The following is a 17699-nucleotide window of genomic DNA, read 5'->3' on the forward strand; positions in this document are numbered from 1 at the left end:
AGGCCCCAACCCGGAAAGGCGGACGCCGGTGAGCGAGTCGTCAGAACAGCCCCACGCCCTCGTTGAGCAGCGCGGACACACGCTGATCGTCACCCTCAACCGGCCCGAGGCCCGCAACGCCCTTTCCGGCGAAATGCTGGCGATCATGGTCGAGGCCTGGGACCGCGTCGACAACGACGACGAGATCCGCTCGTGCATCCTGACCGGCGCCGGTGGTTATTTCTGCGCGGGCATGGACCTCAAGGCAGCCAACAAGAAGGCGCCGGGCGACTCGTTCAAAGACGGCAGCTACGACCCCTCGCGTATCGACGGCCTGCTCAAGGGCCGCCGGCTGACCAAGCCGCTGATCGCCGCGGTGGAAGGCCCGGCCATCGCCGGGGGTACCGAGATCCTGCAGGGCACCGACATCCGCATCGCCGGTGAAAGCGCCAAGTTCGGCATCTCCGAGGCCAAGTGGAGCCTGTACCCGATGGGCGGCTCCGCGGTGCGGCTGGTGCGTCAGATTCCCTACACCATGGCCTGTGACCTGCTGTTTACCGGTCGCCACATCACCGCCGCCGAGGCGCTGGAGATGGGCCTGATCGGGCATGTGGTGCCGGACGGTTCGGCGCTGGACAAGGCGCTGGAGATCGCCGAGCAGATCAACAACAACGGCCCGCTGGCGGTGCAGGCGATGCTGCGCACCATCCACGAGACCGAAGGCCTGCACGAGAACGACGCCTTCAAGATCGACACCAAGATCGGCATCAAGGTGTTCTTGAGCGAGGACGCCAAGGAAGGCCCGCGGGCGTTCGCCGAGAAGCGCAAGCCGGAGTTCAAGAACCGCTGATGCGGGTCGCAGTCACCGGCGGCACCGGCTACCTCGGCGCCCACACGGTCAAGACACTGCTGGAAGCCGGGCATTCGGTGCGGCTGCTGGTCGCCCCGGGCTGCGGTGACGAGCCCGTCATCCCCCGGCTGCGCGAACTGGGCGCTCTGGAGGTGCTCGACGGCGACATCCGCGACACCGCGGTGGTGGCTGCGCTGTTGGACGGCTGCGACTCGGTGCTGCATGCCGCCGGGGTGGTCGGCACCAACGACCGCCAGGAAAAGTTGATGTGGGACATCAACGCCTACGCCACTGAAGCGATTCTGACCCGCGCCGTTGCCGCCGGCCTGGACCCGGTGGTGTCGGTCAGTTCCTACAGCGCGCTCTTTCCGCCACCGGACGGGATCATCGGCCCGGATTCGCCGACCGTGCCGGGGCGCAGCGCGTATGCGCGCACCAAGGCCTACGGCGAGCGGGTGGCCCGCAGGCTGCAGGACGAGGGCGCACCGGTCGTGGTCACCTATCCCTCCAGCGTCGTCGGCCCGGCGTTTCACACCGCTCCCGGCGTCACCGAACGGGGCTGGGCTCCGATCGTGAAGTACCGGGTGGCGCCGGTGGTGCGCGGCGGCATGGCGATGGTCGACGTCCGCGACATCGGCCTGGTGCACGAAGCGCTGATGCGTCCCGGACGCGGCCCGCACCGCTACCTGTGTGGCGGAATCATGGTCAGCTTCGACGAGATGATCGCCGCGGTCGAGCAGGGTTTGGGCAAGCCGGTGCGGCGAATTCCTATTGCTCCCAGCGTCTTCAAGGGCATCGGCCGGGTCAGCGACCTGGCCAGCAAGCTGCTGCCGCTGCCCGAGTCGCTGAGCTACGAGGCGGCCTGGCTGCTGACCTCTGCCACCCCGACCGACGACTCGGCCACGCTGGCCGATCTGGGGCTGGCGTGGCGGTCACCGATCGAGGCGATCGTGGAGTCGCTGCGGGCGCCCCTCGCCTCCCCGCCCAACGTGTAACCACTGCGAAGATCCGGCCGGATTTTCGCAACCAGTGCACGCCACAGACCCAGATCCCGGTCTACGACAAATGGCAGCAACTGGTGGCTGTGCTGGATATGGGTTGGGAGGAGATCAAAGTCGGCCTCGACTACGAGGGCGACCACCATCGCACCAGCGCACGGCAATTCAACAAGGACATCCGGCGCCATGAGACGGTCACTGGTCTTGGCTGGATCAACCTGCGGATCACTGTCGAAGACACCGAAGCCGGGATCACCGGCCGAGTCAGCGATGCCTGGGCTCGCCGAACGTGTACTGAGCCTGAGATTTTCGCGAAACATCCGGCCTGATTACACGCTCGGCGAAGACGCCTAGACCAACACCGGTTTGCTCGGGGTGAACACCACCGGCATCGATTCCAGGCCACTGACGAAGTTCGCCGGGCGCAGCGGCAATGCGTCGCCGGATGCCAGCCGCAGATCCGGCAGGCGCTGCAGAATCCGCTGCGTCATCAGCCGCAATTCCAGCCGGGCCAGCTGATTGCCCAGGCAGAAATGCGTGCCGAAACCGAACGCCACGTGACTGTTGGGGTCGCGGGTGACGTCGAAGCGTTCCGGCTCGTCGAACACCGACTCGTCGAAGTTGGCCGACTCGAACAGCAGCAGCATTTTCTCGCCCTCGCGCAGCTGCGTGCCGTGGAACTCAGTGTCGCGGGTCAGGGTGCGACACATGTTCTTCACCGGCGAGGTCCACCGCAGCATCTCCTCGATCGCCACCGGCAACCGATCGGGTTCGCGCTGCAGCAACTCCCACTGATCGAGGTGGCGCAGTAGCTGGGCCGTGCCACCGGACAGGGTGTGCCGAGTGGTCTCGTCACCGCCGATCAGGATCAACAGCGTCTCGAAGATGATCTCGTCGTCGGTCATCTGTGCGCCGTCCACCTCGGCGTTGACCAGCACGGAGAACAGGTCGTCGGTGGGCTCGGCCCGACGTTTCGTGATGGTGTTCCTGGTGAATTCGGTCCAGCCGGCGAACGCCGCCATGACCGCTTGAGCCGTCGCCGATTCCGGATCCAGGTGTGAGCTCAGTCCGGCCACCAGGTCGTCTGACCACCGCAGCAGCATCGATCGTTCTTCGGGCAGCACCCCGAGCATGTCACCGATCACCGCCATCGGAAGCGGGGCGGCGATATCGCGGACGAAGTCGCATTCACCGCGCTCGCACACCGCGTCGATGAGGGTGTCGCACAACGTCTCGATGGACGGCAGCTGGGCATGCACGCGTTTACGGGTGAACCCGGCGTTGACCAGCTTGCGGCGCAGCAGGTGCGCGGGGTCGTCCATGTCGATCATGTACGGGAAGCCCGGTTGATCGGGACGGATGCCGCCGGCGTTGGAGAACACCTCGGGTGTGCGTTCGGCGTCGATCACCGCTTGGTAGGTGGCCGCCGCGGCCAGCCCGTTGCGGTCCCGGAACACCGGCTCGTTGGTCCGCATCCAGCCGTAGGCGCCACGAGCACCCCCGTCGGCGTAGAACGTGCCGTCGGTCAGATCGACGTCCGGCTTGGTGGCCGGCTTCGCATCGGCCATTACCTCGGTCATTGACGTCCTCCCCGGATTACAGTGGGAGCCATGGCTCTTTCACAGCACACCATCGCTGGCACTGTGCTTACCATGCCGGTCCGTATCCGTCACGCGGATGTGCATTCCGCTATGTTTTCGGTCCCTGCAGACGCCGCGCAGGCGATGATCGACTACAGCGGCCTGCAGGTCTTCCAGCAGCAGCCGGGGCGCGCCGTGGTCAATCTGATGCTGGCGCGCTACATCGACGGCGACCTCGGCCGCTACCTGGAATTCGGCACCGCGGTGATGGTCAACCCCCCGGGCACCGAGGCCAGCGGCTGGCGCGCACTGGGCGCCGCCGGCGCGTTCATCCACCATCTGCCGGTCGACCAGGAGTTCACCCTCGAGGCCGGACGCACCATCTGGGGATTCCCGAAGATCATGGCGGACTTCACCGTTCGCGACGGACGGCAGTTGGGTTTCGATGTCGCCGCTGGCGGCCAGCACATCGCCACCATGGAATTCGGTCGCGGGCTGCCGGTTCCGGGGTTGCTCACGTCCAAGCCCCGGGTGCTCCAAGCATTCAGCCATCTCGACGGGGTTACCCGCCAAGTACCTTGGGAGATGCGGATTTCGAAAGTGCGCGGGTCGCTCGGCGGCACCACGCTGCGGCTGGGCACCCACCCCTACGCCCGCGAGCTGGCCGCGCTGGGCCTGCCCAAGCGGCCGATGATGTCGTCGACCGTGGGCCGCGTCGAGATGACCTTCGGCGACGCACAGGTGATCGGCAGCTAACCGTCCACGCACGGCCGGGGCTGATCCACGAACTTCGGCCATTCTCCTCGGTGAATTGACGCCCGCACGACCGGCTGTCAACGTTGATTCACAGCTGACGCAATAGAGGAGTCACGATGTTCGTCGATCCGGCAATGCTGAAGGACGGGGCAACCCATTCGCACAGCGCCGCGGACCACGCCCAGGCGGGCGCGGCGTCGTTGGATCAGACTGCGGTGGCGGCGGGAATCTTCGGCAGTTTTGGCGCCGCCGACACCTTCCACCAGGCGATCTCGACCCGCCATTGCGACCACATCACAACCCTCAACGATCAGCGCCGGGTTTTGGCCGATGTCGCGGACAAGGCACACCACGCCCGGCGGGCATTTATCGGTATGGATCAGCACAACGCGGCCGAACTTCGTGCAGTGCGGTGCAACTCCGCTACATAAGCCTGCCGCTGCTCATCGATGCCGTGGGCGGCGACCCGTGGCAGGTCAACAACACCCTGCGAAGCGGTAACCCGGCCGCTGTCGACGAGCTCGCGCAGGCCTTCCACAACGCCGGCGCGTGTACCGCCGCGTCCAGCGCGGCGTTCACCCAAGCCCGCCAACGCTTTCAGGCCGCTTGGAACCGGGAGAACGGCGAGCACCCGATCAACGACTCGGTGGAAGTGCAACGCGCCACCGACACCTTGCACCTGCAGCAAACCCAGCTCACGGCAATCGGCACCGACCTGGAGATGATCGCCGCCGCGCTGGCCGAGGCCCAGAAGTCGGCGGCCGCGAAGATCAACGCGCTGGAGATCCAGCTTCAAGACATCGACAACCGCATCTGCATGTACCAGCAGGCACACCTGGATACCGCCGAGTTGGAGCAGGTCGCTATCGATGACACTGCCGGCATCTTGCACCAGATCGAAAAGCTCCGCGACGACTACGCCGGAATACTTCAGGTTTCGACAACCAAGCTGCTCTCCCACGGCTACGACCGGGCACCGCTGGGTGGCCCCCTCGGTCCCGCCCCGAGCGCGCCGGGCGACCAGTCCGCGTTCGAGGAGCTGTTGCGCGCCAACGACCAGGCGGTGCTCGATGCAATGGCGCGGGTGCGGGCCGCCCAAAAGGCACTCGACGACGCCACGGCCAAGGCTTACCAACGGGGCGCCGGCAGCGACGCGGCCCAGGAGGCGATGACGCGGCTGCCGGCCTTGAAGAAGAACCTCGCCGATGCCCTCGACGACCTGGGCAAGATCCCCGACTACTCGACCATCGATCCTGCCTCGGTGCGCCTGGGCCCCGACGGCGCCGTGTCATTCGCCTACACCCTCGAGGGTCAAAAGGTGGTGGTGACCGGCACCCTCAAAAACGGCACCGGCGAGATCTACGACCAAGGCGCCGCCGCCGGCAGTGGCGCCTACTTCAGCTATCAGGACGGCGAGCTGGCCGCCTCCCGGTTCCTCGACCCGGGCCGCGTCACCCCCGATGACGCGCTGCTGCAGAACGTCATCTTCACCGCGGTGGGTGCCGGGCCCGCCGTCACCGCCGGCAAGGCCGGCGTCGAAGCCGGCTGGCAAGGCATACGGTCCCTGTTCGCCCGCGAAGCCCTCGAAACCAGCGGCGGTACCGCTGCCGCCTTGAGCGCCGACAACGTGCTGCCGCGCGCGATCACCCAGGCCGAAATCCGCGCGCAGGCCGCCGCCGACGATCTCGCTATCCACCACCCCGGCGTGCACGCCCCGGTCACCACCAGTGGCGATAACATCCCGCCACCGCTGACGACCGCCGATCAAGGCCCAGCGGTGCTTACGCACGAACACGTCCCACACAGCGGGCCACACGTGCCGGCCCCAGCAGCCGAGGTACATCCATTACCAGCTGATTCACCCTTGTTCGAGGGCTACCACCCCATCGAACCGGGACCACAATTCACCGACTCCGCCGGCCGCTTGATCTACCCTGATGACAGCCTGGCCAGCAAGCCGTACGCAATACCGGGCACCGTCATCCCCGACGCCGACTTGACCGCGGGAACCGAACTCGGACGATTCGGCAAACCCGGCGGCGCCTATTTGGCCCCCGATGGAACACCCTTCGCCCAGCTGTCGCTACCGCCAGGAAGTGCCACTAACCCCTATTACACATACGTCGTAAATGATCGGACAGCGCTTCCGCCCGGCTGGCGCCTAGAACAATCCCAAGCAGCCCCTTGGTTCCACCAACCCGGCGGCGGAACCCAATATCGCGTGATAGCACCAGCAGGAGAAGACGCTTCGATCGAGGCATTGATCGAGTCAGGTTACCTGAAAGAGGTTCGTAGATGACAGGCAAATTCACTCGACTGTCCCACGCATGGGCCGAGTTTGCTAATTTGGCCAGCCTGAGGAGTATTTCCGTATCGCTGGACAACAAGGCGGCGGCAACTTTTCTAGCCGACGACGAATCATTTTACCTTTACAAAGAGGGTGACTGGTGGGTAGTAGATCGGACAGACGACCGTGGTAAGCGCTACACTGCTACTGCGAAATTTTCCAATTTCGAACTCCTAGAGAAATACCTGATTTGGCGATGGGGTTCCACTGCGCGAAGCGCATTCTCCCTGGAAAGCTTGGGTCCGCCCCTGTACAAGATGGGCTTCAGCAGCAACGTCACTGTGGCGCCAACCGAAAACCAATGGAAAACAGAGATCAAATCGGCCGCAGGAAGCGCGATTCTAGGACAGCCTTACAGCACCATCTTCAGTCATTTGATGTCGAAATCCATTGACGAGATCAACGAGATGGTTAGAGCAGGGTTTCCCACATGAGCGGACACCAGGGCACACAGAGGCAGCCGAGCGCGCCTCACCCCTAAATCTTGGCGTCCCGCCCCTCCCAGTACGGGTCGCGCAGCTTGCGCTTGTACAGCTTGCCGTTGGGGTCGCGCGGCATCTCCGTGATGTAGTCAATTGACTTGGGCAGCTTGAACTTCGCCAGCCGCGCCGCCGCGTACTCCATCAGCTCGGCGGTCAGCGCGTCATCGCCCACAACACCCTCGGCCGGCTGGACGACGGCCTTGATCGCCTCGCCCCAGTCCTCGTCGGGCACCCCGAACACCGCGACGTCGAGCACCTTCGGGTGAATGATCAGCTCGTTCTCGATCTCGGCCGGGTAGACGTTGACCCCGCCGGAGATGATCATGTTGGTCTTGCGGTCCTGCAGAAACAGGTAGCCGTCCTCGTCCAGGTAGCCGACGTCGCCGACGGTGAACAGGTCACCGGCCCGGTTTTCCTCGGTCTTCTTCTGGTCGTTGTGATAGGCGAAGGTAGAGCCGCCCATCTGCATGTAGACGGTGCCGACCTCACCGGCCGGCAGCTCGTTGCCGTCGTCGTCGAGCACCTTGACCACCGAATACGGCCAGGCCTTGCCCACCGAGCCCGGGTGCGTCAGCCACTCGGCGCCGCTGATCTTGGTGCCGCCGCCCTCGGTGGCGGCGTAGTACTCGGTGATCACCGGACCCCACCAGTCCAACATCTGACGCTTGACCTCGGGCGGGCACGGCGCCGCACCGTGAATCATGTTGCGCAGCGAGGACATGTCGTAGCGCTCGCGCACCTCGGCGGGCAGTGCCAACAGCCGACGGAACTGGGTGGGCACCATGTGGCTGTGGGTGACCTTGTGCTGGTCGATCAACGCCAGCATCTCTTCGGGGTCCCACTTGTCCATCAGCACCACCTTGTGACCCAGCTGGATGGAGATCGACGAGAAGTTCAGCACCGCAGTGTGATACAGCGGCGAACCACAGATGTGCACGTGGTTGTCGAACGGCAGCAGGTCATACAGCGCGAAGAAGCCGGCCGAGGCAACCGGCACCGCGTCGGGGTCGGCGCCGGTGAGCGGACGCTTGACACCCTTGGGCTTGCCGGTGGTACCGGAGGTGTAGAGCATCGCGGCGCCCATGGTGCGCACGTCGGGCCGGGTCGCCGGCTCGTCGGCACCCAATGCGGACAAAGGATGGAAACCCTCGATCGCTCCGACGGCGAACCGCCCCTCGGCGGGCAGGCCGGCCTCGTCCGCGGCGATCGTGGCTGCCTCAGCGAACCGCTCGTGGGCGACAACAACTTTCGCGCCGCTGTCGGAGATGATGTAGCCGATCTCCGGACCGGTCAGGTGCCAGTTGATGGCCACGATGTAGAGCCCGGTCTGCATGGCGGCGAAGTACACCGCGAGCGTGTCGACGATATTCGGCAGCACCATCACCAGCACGTCGCCGGGCTGCAGGCCCATCGCCTGCAGGCCGCGACCGTAGCGGTCCGCGCGGGCGGCCAGTTCCGCGTAGGTCAGCTGGCCACCGTGGACGTCCACCACGGCGACGGCGTCGGGGGTGTCACGGGCAATGTTCCACAGGCCGGCTTCACTCATTCGGCCAATCTAGAACGTGTTCTAGTCTGCCCGCAAGGTGGGACCGGCGCCGCGCGCCGAACCGAACTAAACCAGCGAGGCCAGCTGCTGAATCTGCTCGGTGCTGCGTCCGGTGACCACCATCATGGTGACGCCGGCGGCCTCCCAGACCTTGATCTGCTTACGGACGTAGTCGACGTCGCCCACGATCGCGGCGTCGTCCACCAGCTCGTCGGGGATGATCTCGCCGGCCTTGTCCTTTTGCCCGCCGCGGAACAACTTGGTCACGTCGTCGACGACCTCGCCGTAGCCCATCCGGCGGTAGACCTCGGCGTGGAAGTTGGTGTCCTCGGAGCCCATGCCGCCCATGTAGAGCGCCAGGTAGGGCTTCATGGCGGCGAACGCCGCGGCGCGGTCTTCGGTGATGACGATGTTGGCCGTCGCACAGATCTCGAAGTCTTCGCGGGCGCGCCGTGCTCCCGGTCGGGCAAAACCCTCGTCGAGCCATTCGTTGTACATGCCGGCCAGCCGCGGGGCGTAGAAAATCGGCAGCCAGCCGTCGGCGACCTCGGCGGCCAGTGCGATGTTCTTCGGACCTTCCGCCCCCAGCATCACCGGGATGTCGGCGCGACGCGGGTGGGTGATCGGCTTGAGCGCCTTGCCCAGTCCGGTGCTGCCCTCACCGCTGATCGGCAGCGGGTAGTGCGGTCCGGCACTGGTCACCGGGGCCTCGCGAGCCCAGACCTGCCGCAGGATGTCGATGTACTCGCGGGTGCGGGCCAGCGGCTTGCCGAAACGCTGGCCATACCAGCCCTCCACCACCTGCGGCCCGGACACGCCCAGACCCAGGATGTGACGGCCACCGGAGAGGTGGTCCAACGTCAAGGCGGCCATCGCGCAGGCAGTCGGAGTACGCGCCGACAGCTGAACCACCGAGGTGCCCAACCGAACCCGTGATGTCGACGAGCCCCACCAGGCCAGCGGCGTGTAGGCATCGGAGCCCCACGCCTCGGCGGTGAAGACCGAGTCAAAGCCGGCATCCTCGGCCGCGGCCACCAGTTCGGCGTGGTTGGTCGGCGGCTGCGCGCCCCAATATCCGAGTTGCAGTCCCAGCTTCATCCTTGGCTCCTCGCTCGCCTGCTTGCCACCATTGTTAGAACCTGTTCTACTCGATGCCGTGACTGCCAGCCAAAGCAACCGCGCGCAGATCGATGAGCATGAGCCGCCCCTCTCTGCGCCGCTGAAGTTGTCCTTCGACTACACACGTTCAGTCGGCCCCGTTCTGGGCGCGTTCTTCACCGCTCTGCGTGAGCGCCGCATCGTCGGTGTACGTGGTTCCGACGGTCGGGTGTACGTGCCGCCGGCCGAGTACGACCCGGTCAGCTACGAACCGCTCACGGAGATCGTACCGGTGGCCAGTGTCGGCACCGTGGTGTCGTGGTCCTGGCAGCCGGCCCCGTTGGAGGGGCAGCCGCTGGACACCCCGTTCGCCTGGGCGCTGATCAAGCTCGACGGCGCCGACGTGCCGTTGCTGCACGCGGTGGCGGCCGCAAGCAGCAGGGACATCAGCGTCGGGACCCGGGTGCACGCACACTGGGCCGACGAGACCGTCGGCGCGATCACCGACATCGCTTACTTCGCGATCGGCGAAGACGCGGAGCCGGTCGCCGACACCCCCGATGACCGCGACCCGGTGACCATGGTGGTGATCCCGTCCAGCCTGGAGATCCAGCACACCGCCTCGCTGCCGGAGAGCGCATATCTGCGCGCCTTGCAGGAAGGCAAGCTGCTCGGGGCGCGCACCGGCGCCGAGGGCAAGCTGTACTTCCCGCCCAAGGAAGCCGATCCGGCCACCGGCCTGCCGTTGGACAACTTCGTCGAGCTGCCCGACAAGGGCACGGTGACGACGTTCGCCATCATCAACATTCCGTTCGCCGGGCAGCGCATCAAGCCGCCCTACGTGGCCGCCTACGTGCTGCTCGACGGCGCCGACATTCCCTTCCTGCACTTGGTGTCTGAGATCGACGCCCATGACGTGCGGATGGGAATGCGCGTCGAGGCGGTGTGGAAGCCCCGCGAGGAGTGGGGCCTGGGCATCGACAACATCGAGTACTTCCGGCCCACCGGCGAACCGGACGCCGACTACGACACCTACAAGCACCACCTGTGAGGGGCAGCATGACGCAACGCGATGTCGCGGTGGTGGGCTTCGCCCACGCCCCGCACGTTCGCCGCACCGACGGCACCACCAACGGCGTCGAGATGTTGATGCCGTGTTTCGCTCAGTTGTACTCCGACCTGGGCATCGCCCAGACCGACATCGGCTTCTGGTGCTCGGGTTCCTCGGACTACCTTGCCGGACGGGCTTTCTCGTTCATCTCCGCGATCGACTCGATCGGCGCGGTTCCGCCGATCAACGAGTCGCATGTGGAGATGGACGGCGCGTGGGCGCTGTACGAGGCCTACATCAAGGTGTTGACCGGCGAGGTCGACACCGCGCTCGCCTACGGCTTCGGCAAGTCCTCTGCCGGCCAGCTGCGCCGGATCCTGGCCCTGCAGACCGACCCCTATACCGTCGCGCCGCTGTGGCCGGACTCGGTCTCGATCGCAGCCCTGCAGGCCCGGCTCGGTCTGGACGGCGGCCAATGGACCGCTGAGCAGATGGCGCGGGTGGCACTGGATACGTTCGCCGTCGCCGACCGGGTTGATTCGGTCGAGCCCTCCACCAGCCTGGACGAACTGCTGGGGCGCCCGTTCTTCGCCGACCCGCTGCGCCGGCACGACATCGCACCGATCACCGACGGCGCTGCCGCGATTGTCCTGGCCGCGGGCGACAAGGCCCGAGAACTGTGCGAAAACCCGGCGTGGATCACCGGTTTCGAGCACCGCATCGAGTCTCCGGTGCTGGGCAGCCGGGACCTAACCCGCTCTCCATCGACCACCGCGTCGACGCGCGCCGCCAGCGGCGATGACATGCCCGCGGTAGACGTCGCCGAGATCCACGCGCCGTTCACCCATCAGCATCTGATCCTGACCGAGGCGATGCGGTTGCCGTCGAAGACGAAGGTGAACGCCTCCGGCGGTGCCCTGGCGGCCAATCCGATGTTCGTAGCCGGGCTGGAGCGCATCGGCTTCGCCGCGCAGCACATCTTCAACCGTTCGGCGGGCCGGGTACTGGCGCATGCCACCAGCGGTCCAGCGCTGCAACAGAACCTGGTCGCGGTGATGGAAGGACGCAACTGATGGGCCAACTCGCTGCAGTGCTGGGAACCGGGCAGACCAAGTACGTCGCAAAGCGCCAAGACGTCTCAATGAACGGCCTGGTGCGTGAGGCCATCGACCGCGCGCTGGCCGATTCGGGCTCGACGTTCGACGACATCGACGCGGTGGTAGTCGGTAAGGCGCCGGACTTCTTCGAGGGCGTGATGATGCCCGAGTTGTTCATGGCGGATGCTGTTGGCGCCACCGGCAAGCCGCTTATCCGGGTGCACACTGCCGGTTCGGTGGGCGGGTCGACCGCGATCGTGGCGGCCAGCCTGGTCAAGTCCGGCAAGTACCGGCGCGTGCTGGCGATGGCCTGGGAGAAGCAGTCGGAGTCCAACGCCATGTGGGCGTTGAGCATCCCGGTGCCGTTCACCAAGCCGGTCGGTGCCGGCGCCGGCGGCTACTTCGCCCCGCACGTGCGCGCCTACATCCGCCGTTCCGGAGCGCCGAACGACATCGGCGCGATCGTCGCGGTCAAGGACCGGCTCAACGGCGCCCGCAACCCGCTGGCCCACCTGCACCAGCCCGACATCACGGTGGAGAAGGTGATGGCGTCCCAAATGCTGTGGGACCCCATCCGTTTCGACGAGACCTGTCCGTCTTCGGACGGTGCTTGCGCGATCGTGATCGGTGACGAGACCGCCGCGCAGGCTCGCATCGATGCGGGCGAGCCGGTGGCCTGGATTCACGCCACCGCGCTGCGCACCGAACCGTTGGCCTACTCCGGGCGCGACCAGGTCAATCCGCAGGCCGGCCGGGACGCCGCTGCCGCGCTGTGGAAGGAGGCCGGGATCACCAGCCCGATCGACGAGATCGACGCCGCGGAGATCTACGTGCCGTTCTCCTGGTTCGAGCCGATGTGGCTGGAGAACCTGGGCTTCGCTGCCCCCGGTGAGGGCTGGAAGCTCACCCAGGCCGGCGAGACCGCGATCGGCGGGAAGCTGCCGGTCAACGCTTCCGGCGGGGTGCTGTCATCCAACCCGATCGGCGCCTCGGGCATGATCCGGTTCGCCGAGTCGGCGATCCAGGTGATGGGCAAGGCCGGCGACCACCAGGTGCCGAACGCCCGCAAGGCGCTGGGCCACGCCTACGGCGGTGGCTCGCAGTACTACTCGATGTGGGTCGTCTCCGCTGACAAGCCAGCCGACAAGCCCGCCAAGTGAGAGGACCACTCGCATGAACGCAGATCACCCCGCCCACCTGGCAGGTAAGCGCTCCCGCGACGCGGTAGCAGCCCGCGACAAGGAGGCCTGGCTGGCGAACTTCGCCGGCGATGCGATCGTGCAGGATCCGGTCGGTCCGTCGCACTTCGACCCTGAGGGCAAGGGTCACCGCGGTCGTGACGAGATCTCGGCGTTCTGGGACAAGGCGATCGCGCCCACCGACAAGATCGAATTCAATTTCTCCGATACCTTCCAGTGCGGCGACGAGGAAGCCAACACCGGGAACATCACCATCACCATGGGCGGCCACCAGATCGTCACCGAGGGCGTGTTCACCTACCGCGCCAACGACAAGGGTGAACTGGTCGCGCTGCGCGCCTACTGGGAGTTGGACCGCGCCGCCAAGACCGCCCGCAAGCTCTAAGCGCGGCGCTGCGGCCGGTCACTCCGGCGTGACCGGCTCCATGCCTTCGCGGTAACGCTGCGCGAGATCGCGGTAATACGGCGGGTTGGCGTTGATCCACATCTCGGCGCCGGTCCCCGCGATCGGACCCTTGACGACGGCGGGCGAGCCGGTCACCAGCATCCCGGCGGGGATCTTGGTGCCGGCAAGCACCATCGCACCGGCCGCCACCAGGCTGCGGCTGCCGATCACCGCGCCGTCGAGCACGGTGGCGTGGTTGCCGATCAGCGCCTCGGCACCGATGTTGGCGCCGTGGATCAGGCACATGTGGGCGATCGTCGCGCCCGGGCCGATGTCCACCGGCACACCGGGCGGCACATGCAGCACCGAGCCGTCCTGCACGTTGGCGCCTTCCCGCACCACGATGGGTGCGTCGTCGGCCCGCAAGATGGCGCCGAACCACACCGAGGCCCCGGCTTCGATGGTGACGTCGCCGATCAGTGTGGCAGTGGGCGCGACGAAGGCCGTCGGATCGATCCGTGGCGAGCGACCATTGAAGGAGAACAGCTGCATCGTTCACATATACCAGGGACCAAAGACCCCGAACCAGCAGGGTTTATTGCGCAAACAGGTGTCAAAACTGTAACGTGTTCTAGTTAGAAGCAAAGGGTTGGAGGCAACAGGTGAGCACTGACAACGCCGAGGTCGGCGTCCGCCACATCGATACCGGAACACTGCCGGACCGCTATGCGCGTGGCTGGCACTGCCTGGGACCGGTGAAGGACTTCCAGGACGGCAAGCCGCACTCCATCCACGCGTTCGGCGCCAAGCTGGTGGTGTTCGCCGACTCGCACGGTGACCTGCACGTGCTCGACGCCTACTGCCGCCACATGGGCGGGGACCTGAGTCGCGGTGAGATCAAGGGCGACGAAGTCGCCTGCCCGTTCCACGACTGGCGCTGGGGCGGCGACGGCCGCTGCAAGCTGGTGCCCTACTCCAAGCGGACGCCGCGGGTTGCGCGCACCCAGTCCTTCCCGACCGACGTGCGCGGCGGGCTGCTGTTCATGTACAACGACCCGGAGGGCAACCCGCCGCCGGACGAGGTGCGGATCCCGGAGATCGCGGAGTGGTCCAGCGGCGAGTGGACCGACTGGCGCTGGAACTCCATGGTGATCGACTCCAACTGCCGCGACATCATCGACAACGTCACCGACTTCGCGCACTTCTTCTATATCCACTACGGGCTGCCCACCTCGTTCAAGAACGTCTTCGAGGGCCACATCGCCTCGCAGTACCTGCACAATGTCGGGCGTTCCGACGTGCCCGGCCTGGGCACCAGCTACGGCGGTTCGGAATTGGACTCCGAGGCCTCCTACTTCGGTCCGTCGTTCATGATCAACTGGCTGCACAACAGCTACGGCGGCTTCAAGGCCGAGTCGATCCTGATCAACTGCCACTACCCGATCAGCCAGGACCAGTTCCGGCTGATGTGGGGCGTCATCGTGCAGAAGCCCAAGGGCCTCGACGACGCGACCACAGAGAAGATCGCCGACGCCATGACCGACGGCGTCAGCAAGGGCTTCCTGCAGGACGTCGAGATCTGGACGCACAAGAGCCGGATCGAGAACCCGCTGCTGGTCGAGGAAGACGGGGCGGTCTACCAGCTGCGCCGGTGGTACTCGCAGTTCTACGTCGACGCTGCCGACGTCACCTCGGAGATGACCGACCGCTACGAGATCGAGATCGACGCCACGGTGGCCAACGAGAAGTGGAACGCGGAGGTCGCCGAGAACCTGCGAGTGCAGGAAGCGGAAGCGAAGGCCCCAAAGGTTTCAGAAACCGTTAACGCAGAGTAGGTCTGACACCATGGCCCGCGAGGTTCCCGACGCCGGTGAGCTGGCCCGGTCCATGCTGATGTTCTACGGCCCGCACGACGACCACGGCGAGCACGGCGACTCCCCCGACGACGACGGGCCCGACACCCGTTACTCGCGGCAACCGCTGTTTCCGGTCGACCCGGAACGCTACGAGGCGATTCGTGCTGCGACCGAACGGGATACCGACCGCTACCTGCATTCGGGTCTGATGCCGGTGGAATGCCGGCACTGCACCGCCACTGTCGAGGTCAAGAAGCTGGGCCCCGGATACACCTCGGTGCAATGGAATTCGGCGGCGGTGAAGCAATGCGCCTATTTCGCCGCCGAGCGCGAGGCCGGCCACGCCAGTAGCCGTAGTCGCGGCTGTCCGAAGCTGTCGAAGAGTATTTCGCACGCGGTCGCCGAGGGCCACCTGGAGGAGCGCTCCAGCGCTCCCCCGCCCGGCGACGGCATCGACTAGCTCACTTCAACCCGCGAGCAGACATAGAATCGCACCCCGCGATGGCGGTGAGTGCGATTCTATGTCTGCTCGCGCCTAGAAGAGGCTCACAGGCCGGCGAAGCGCTCCCGGACCTGCCCGGCGGTCAATCCATAGTCGGCCAGCGAGTATTCGTGCTTCGGCGCCCGCGGTCCGGTCTTGCTGGCGGCATAGTCGTCGGCCATCGCCTGGCGCGCCTCATCGGAGAGCGGCAGACCGAAGTGTTCGTAGATGCCCGCGGCGGTGGCCAGCGGGTCGGCGACGAACTCCTTGTAATCGATATCGCAGAACTGCGCCTGATCGTATTGCGCGCGTTGGGTGTTGAACAGCTCCAACCCGCGCGCCCAGGTCTCCATCTCGTCGGCGCCGATCCGCGCGCCCACGAAGGTGTTCGACTGGCCTTCGGTGGTGTGCCGAGCCAGCGAACACATCGACGCCAGGATGGTTTCGGCCGGCCGATGGCACTGCACGATGAGCGCATCGGGGTAGACCGCCATGATCGCGTCCAGCGCGAACAGGTGGCTGGGGTTCTTGAGCACCCAGCGCTTACCCGGGTCGTTGAGCCCGATCAGCTGCAGGTTGCGGCGGTGCCGCCGGTACGACGGGATCCAGTCCCGCTCGGAGAGCCAGCGCGAATAGCTCGGCAGGTGCGCCAGCGTCTCATAGGACACCGAGTGCAGCGACTGGCGCAGCAGCTGCCAGCACTCCTCCAAGCCGTCGGCGGTCATGAAGTGCAGCCCGGTGTAGTCCGGGTTCTCGTCGTGGTGCCGCGCGAACTGAGCCTGCATCTGGGTGAAAACCGGGTTGCTGTCCCAGGTTTCGCGTGGCGGCCGCGGCTGCGGGAACTCGGCCAGCCACATCTCCAAGCCCTGATGCGCCGGGTCGGCGCCCAGCAGCCGGTGCAGCGCGGTGGTTCCGGTACGGGGCAGCCCGGTGACGAAGATCGGCCGCTCGATGCCGACCTGGGTGTACTCGGGGTTCGCATTCCAGCCGGCCTGCGACAGCAGCCGGGCCACCAGCGCAGCGCGCAGGAAGAACCGGTTCATCTTGCTGCCCAGCTCGGTGAGATCGGCCTCAGTGCGATAGGAATCCAGCAGCACGCCGAGCGCTTCGCGGTAGTTGTCGTCGTCGGGGCCGAAGTCGTCCAGACCCACCATCTTGGTGGCCGAGGCGTGCAGATCCTCGACGGTGCCTACATCGGTACGAGCCGTCATCAGTTGTGGTACTCCCCGCAGTTGACGTCGAGAACCTGCCCGCTGATCCCGCTGGCCAGATCGCTGGCCAGGAACAGCACCGCCGAGGCCACCTCGTCCTCGGTGGGCAGTCGCCTCAGGTCGGAGTTGGCGGCGGTGGCCGCATAGATCTGCTCGACGGTGGTGCCGTACTTGCCGGCCTGGTGGGCGAAGTAGCTCTGCAAGGTGTCACCCCAGATGTATCCGGGCGCTACGGAGTTGACCCGGATGCCCTGCTCACCCAGTTCGGATGCCAGCGACTGCGACATCGCCAGCAGCGCGGCTTTGGCCATCTTGTAGGCGCCGTACTTGGGCTGCGAGTGCCGGATCACCATCGAGTTCAGGTTGACGATCGAGCCGCCTGCCGCCGCCAGCGCCGGCGTGAAGCCCTGGGTCAGGCGCAGCGCGCCCAGCCCGCTGAGTTCGATGGCGTCGCGGATGTGTTGAAACGTGGTCTGCGCCAACGGCTTCATCGACGGCACCCGGAAGGCGTTGTTGATCAAGACGTCGATGTGGTCGAACTCGGCTGAGACTGCCTCCACCAGGTGCGCGACCTGGTCGTCATCGGTGATGTCGGCCGGGACCACCAGGGCGCGACGCCCGGCAGCCCTGACCTGCTTGGCCACCTCTTCCAGGCGATCGGCGCTGCGCGCGACCAGCACCAGGTCGGCACCCTCGGCCGCGAACCGATTGGCCATCGTGCTGCCGAGCCCCGGCCCGACCCCACTGATCACAACGACTTTGCCCGTCAGCATTCCGGTCATC

19 protein-coding genes are annotated in these 17699 nt (G+C 66.2%); 13 read left to right on the top strand and 6 right to left on the bottom strand.

Translation table 11 applies throughout. The features are described 5' to 3' along the window. Positions 1–28: 28 nt before the first annotated feature. From RCP37_RS19300 to RCP37_RS22210, 3 genes are all read left to right on the top strand, one after another. A complete protein-coding gene (locus tag RCP37_RS19300; RefSeq protein WP_308484576.1) occupies positions 29–829 on the top strand; it encodes a crotonase/enoyl-CoA hydratase family protein in 801 nt (266 codons plus the stop codon). Beyond that, entirely contained in the window at positions 829–1824 is a 996-nt protein-coding gene (locus tag RCP37_RS19305) for an NAD-dependent epimerase/dehydratase family protein (RefSeq protein WP_308484577.1), read from the top strand. Before RCP37_RS19300 ends, RCP37_RS19305 begins: the two co-directional genes overlap by 1 nt. An 83-nt stretch (positions 1825–1907) precedes the next feature. Then, complete coding sequence (locus RCP37_RS22210; protein WP_373693057.1) at positions 1908–2156, top strand: putative endonuclease domain-containing protein; 249 nt, start codon at positions 1908–1910, stop codon at positions 2154–2156. A 21-nt stretch (positions 2157–2177) separates the two neighbouring features. Here RCP37_RS22210 and RCP37_RS19315 read toward each other — a convergent pair whose 3' ends face one another. Continuing rightward, complete coding sequence (locus tag RCP37_RS19315; RefSeq protein WP_308484578.1) at positions 2178–3407, bottom strand: cytochrome P450; 1230 nt, start codon at positions 3405–3407, stop codon at positions 2178–2180. Positions 3408–3437: 30 nt separating this feature from the next. On the opposite strand from RCP37_RS19315, the gene RCP37_RS19320 reads away from it, so the two are divergent. The 4 genes from RCP37_RS19320 to RCP37_RS19335 all read left to right on the top strand — a co-directional run bounded on the left by RCP37_RS19320 (position 3438) and on the right by RCP37_RS19335 (position 6944). Next, positions 3438–4163: an acetoacetate decarboxylase family protein gene (locus RCP37_RS19320; RefSeq protein WP_308484579.1), complete on the top strand. Its 726-nt coding sequence runs from the start codon at positions 3438–3440 to the stop codon at positions 4161–4163. Positions 4164–4279: 116 nt separating this feature from the next. Then, positions 4280–4594, top strand: coding sequence for a DUF2563 family protein (locus tag RCP37_RS19325; protein WP_308484580.1), 315 nt, complete (start codon positions 4280–4282; stop codon positions 4592–4594). After that, positions 4576–6462 carry a TNT domain-containing protein gene (locus RCP37_RS19330; protein WP_308484581.1) on the top strand — a complete coding sequence of 629 codons (1887 nt, stop codon included), beginning with the start codon at positions 4576–4578 and terminating at the stop codon, positions 6460–6462. The genes RCP37_RS19325 and RCP37_RS19330 overlap by 19 nt, the downstream gene beginning before the upstream one ends. Beyond that, positions 6459–6944 (top strand): Imm61 family immunity protein, encoded by a 486-nt coding sequence (locus RCP37_RS19335; protein WP_308484582.1) that lies wholly within the window; start codon positions 6459–6461, stop codon positions 6942–6944. Before RCP37_RS19330 ends, RCP37_RS19335 begins: the two co-directional genes overlap by 4 nt. A gap of 43 nt (positions 6945–6987) precedes the next feature. On the opposite strand, the gene RCP37_RS19340 is transcribed toward RCP37_RS19335, so the two are convergent. Then, positions 6988–8538 (bottom strand): acyl-CoA synthetase, encoded by a 1551-nt coding sequence (locus RCP37_RS19340; protein ID WP_308484583.1) that lies wholly within the window; start codon positions 8536–8538, stop codon positions 6988–6990. A 66-nt stretch (positions 8539–8604) separates the two neighbouring features. Then, on the bottom strand, positions 8605–9636 hold the full coding sequence (locus RCP37_RS19345) for an LLM class F420-dependent oxidoreductase (protein ID WP_308484584.1): 1032 nt from the start codon (positions 9634–9636) through the stop codon (positions 8605–8607). 58 nt (positions 9637–9694) lie between these two features. Here RCP37_RS19345 and RCP37_RS19350 point away from each other — a divergent pair, with 58 nt between their 5' ends. From RCP37_RS19350 to RCP37_RS19365, 4 genes are read left to right on the top strand one after another with little or no spacing between them, the layout of a single operon-like run. After that, positions 9695–10687 carry a Zn-ribbon domain-containing OB-fold protein gene (locus RCP37_RS19350; protein ID WP_308484585.1) on the top strand — a complete coding sequence of 331 codons (993 nt, stop codon included), beginning with the start codon at positions 9695–9697 and terminating at the stop codon, positions 10685–10687. Positions 10688–10695: 8 nt separating this feature from the next. Then, on the top strand, positions 10696–11760 hold the full coding sequence (locus tag RCP37_RS19355) for a thiolase family protein (protein ID WP_308484586.1): 1065 nt from the start codon (positions 10696–10698) through the stop codon (positions 11758–11760). Next, the gene (locus RCP37_RS19360) at positions 11760–12944 is read left to right on the top strand and encodes a thiolase family protein (RefSeq protein WP_308484587.1); all 1185 of its coding nucleotides are present in this window, start codon (positions 11760–11762) and stop codon (positions 12942–12944) included. The genes RCP37_RS19355 and RCP37_RS19360 overlap by 1 nt, the downstream gene beginning before the upstream one ends. Positions 12945–12957: 13 nt before the next feature. Continuing rightward, positions 12958–13368 carry a nuclear transport factor 2 family protein gene (locus RCP37_RS19365; protein WP_308484588.1) on the top strand — a complete coding sequence of 137 codons (411 nt, stop codon included), beginning with the start codon at positions 12958–12960 and terminating at the stop codon, positions 13366–13368. Between the two features lie 18 nt (positions 13369–13386). Here the strand turns inward: RCP37_RS19365 and RCP37_RS19370 are convergent, their stop codons facing one another. Continuing rightward, a complete protein-coding gene (locus RCP37_RS19370) occupies positions 13387–13920 on the bottom strand; it encodes a gamma carbonic anhydrase family protein (RefSeq protein ID WP_308484589.1) in 534 nt (177 codons plus the stop codon). A gap of 110 nt (positions 13921–14030) precedes the next feature. On the opposite strand from RCP37_RS19370, the gene RCP37_RS19375 reads away from it, so the two are divergent. Both RCP37_RS19375 and RCP37_RS19380 read left to right on the top strand, forming a co-directional pair. After that, entirely contained in the window at positions 14031–15203 is a 1173-nt protein-coding gene (locus RCP37_RS19375; protein WP_308484590.1) for a 3-ketosteroid-9-alpha-monooxygenase, oxygenase component, read from the top strand. A 10-nt stretch (positions 15204–15213) separates the two neighbouring features. Continuing rightward, positions 15214–15684, top strand: a complete 471-nt coding sequence (locus RCP37_RS19380; RefSeq protein WP_308484591.1) for a hypothetical protein — start codon at positions 15214–15216, stop codon at positions 15682–15684. Positions 15685–15770: 86 nt separating this feature from the next. On the opposite strand, the gene RCP37_RS19385 is transcribed toward RCP37_RS19380, so the two are convergent. Further along, on the bottom strand, positions 15771–16916 hold the full coding sequence (locus RCP37_RS19385) for a sulfotransferase family protein (protein WP_308484592.1): 1146 nt from the start codon (positions 16914–16916) through the stop codon (positions 15771–15773). Continuing rightward, complete coding sequence (locus tag RCP37_RS19390) at positions 16916–17698, bottom strand: SDR family oxidoreductase (protein ID WP_308487158.1); 783 nt, start codon at positions 17696–17698, stop codon at positions 16916–16918. Before RCP37_RS19390 ends, RCP37_RS19385 begins: the two co-directional genes overlap by 1 nt. Between the last annotated feature and the right edge of the window lies 1 nt (position 17699).

This window comes from Mycolicibacter sp. MU0102 (assembly GCF_963378105.1).
GTDB lineage: Bacteria > Actinomycetota > Actinomycetes > Mycobacteriales > Mycobacteriaceae > Mycobacterium > Mycobacterium holstebronense.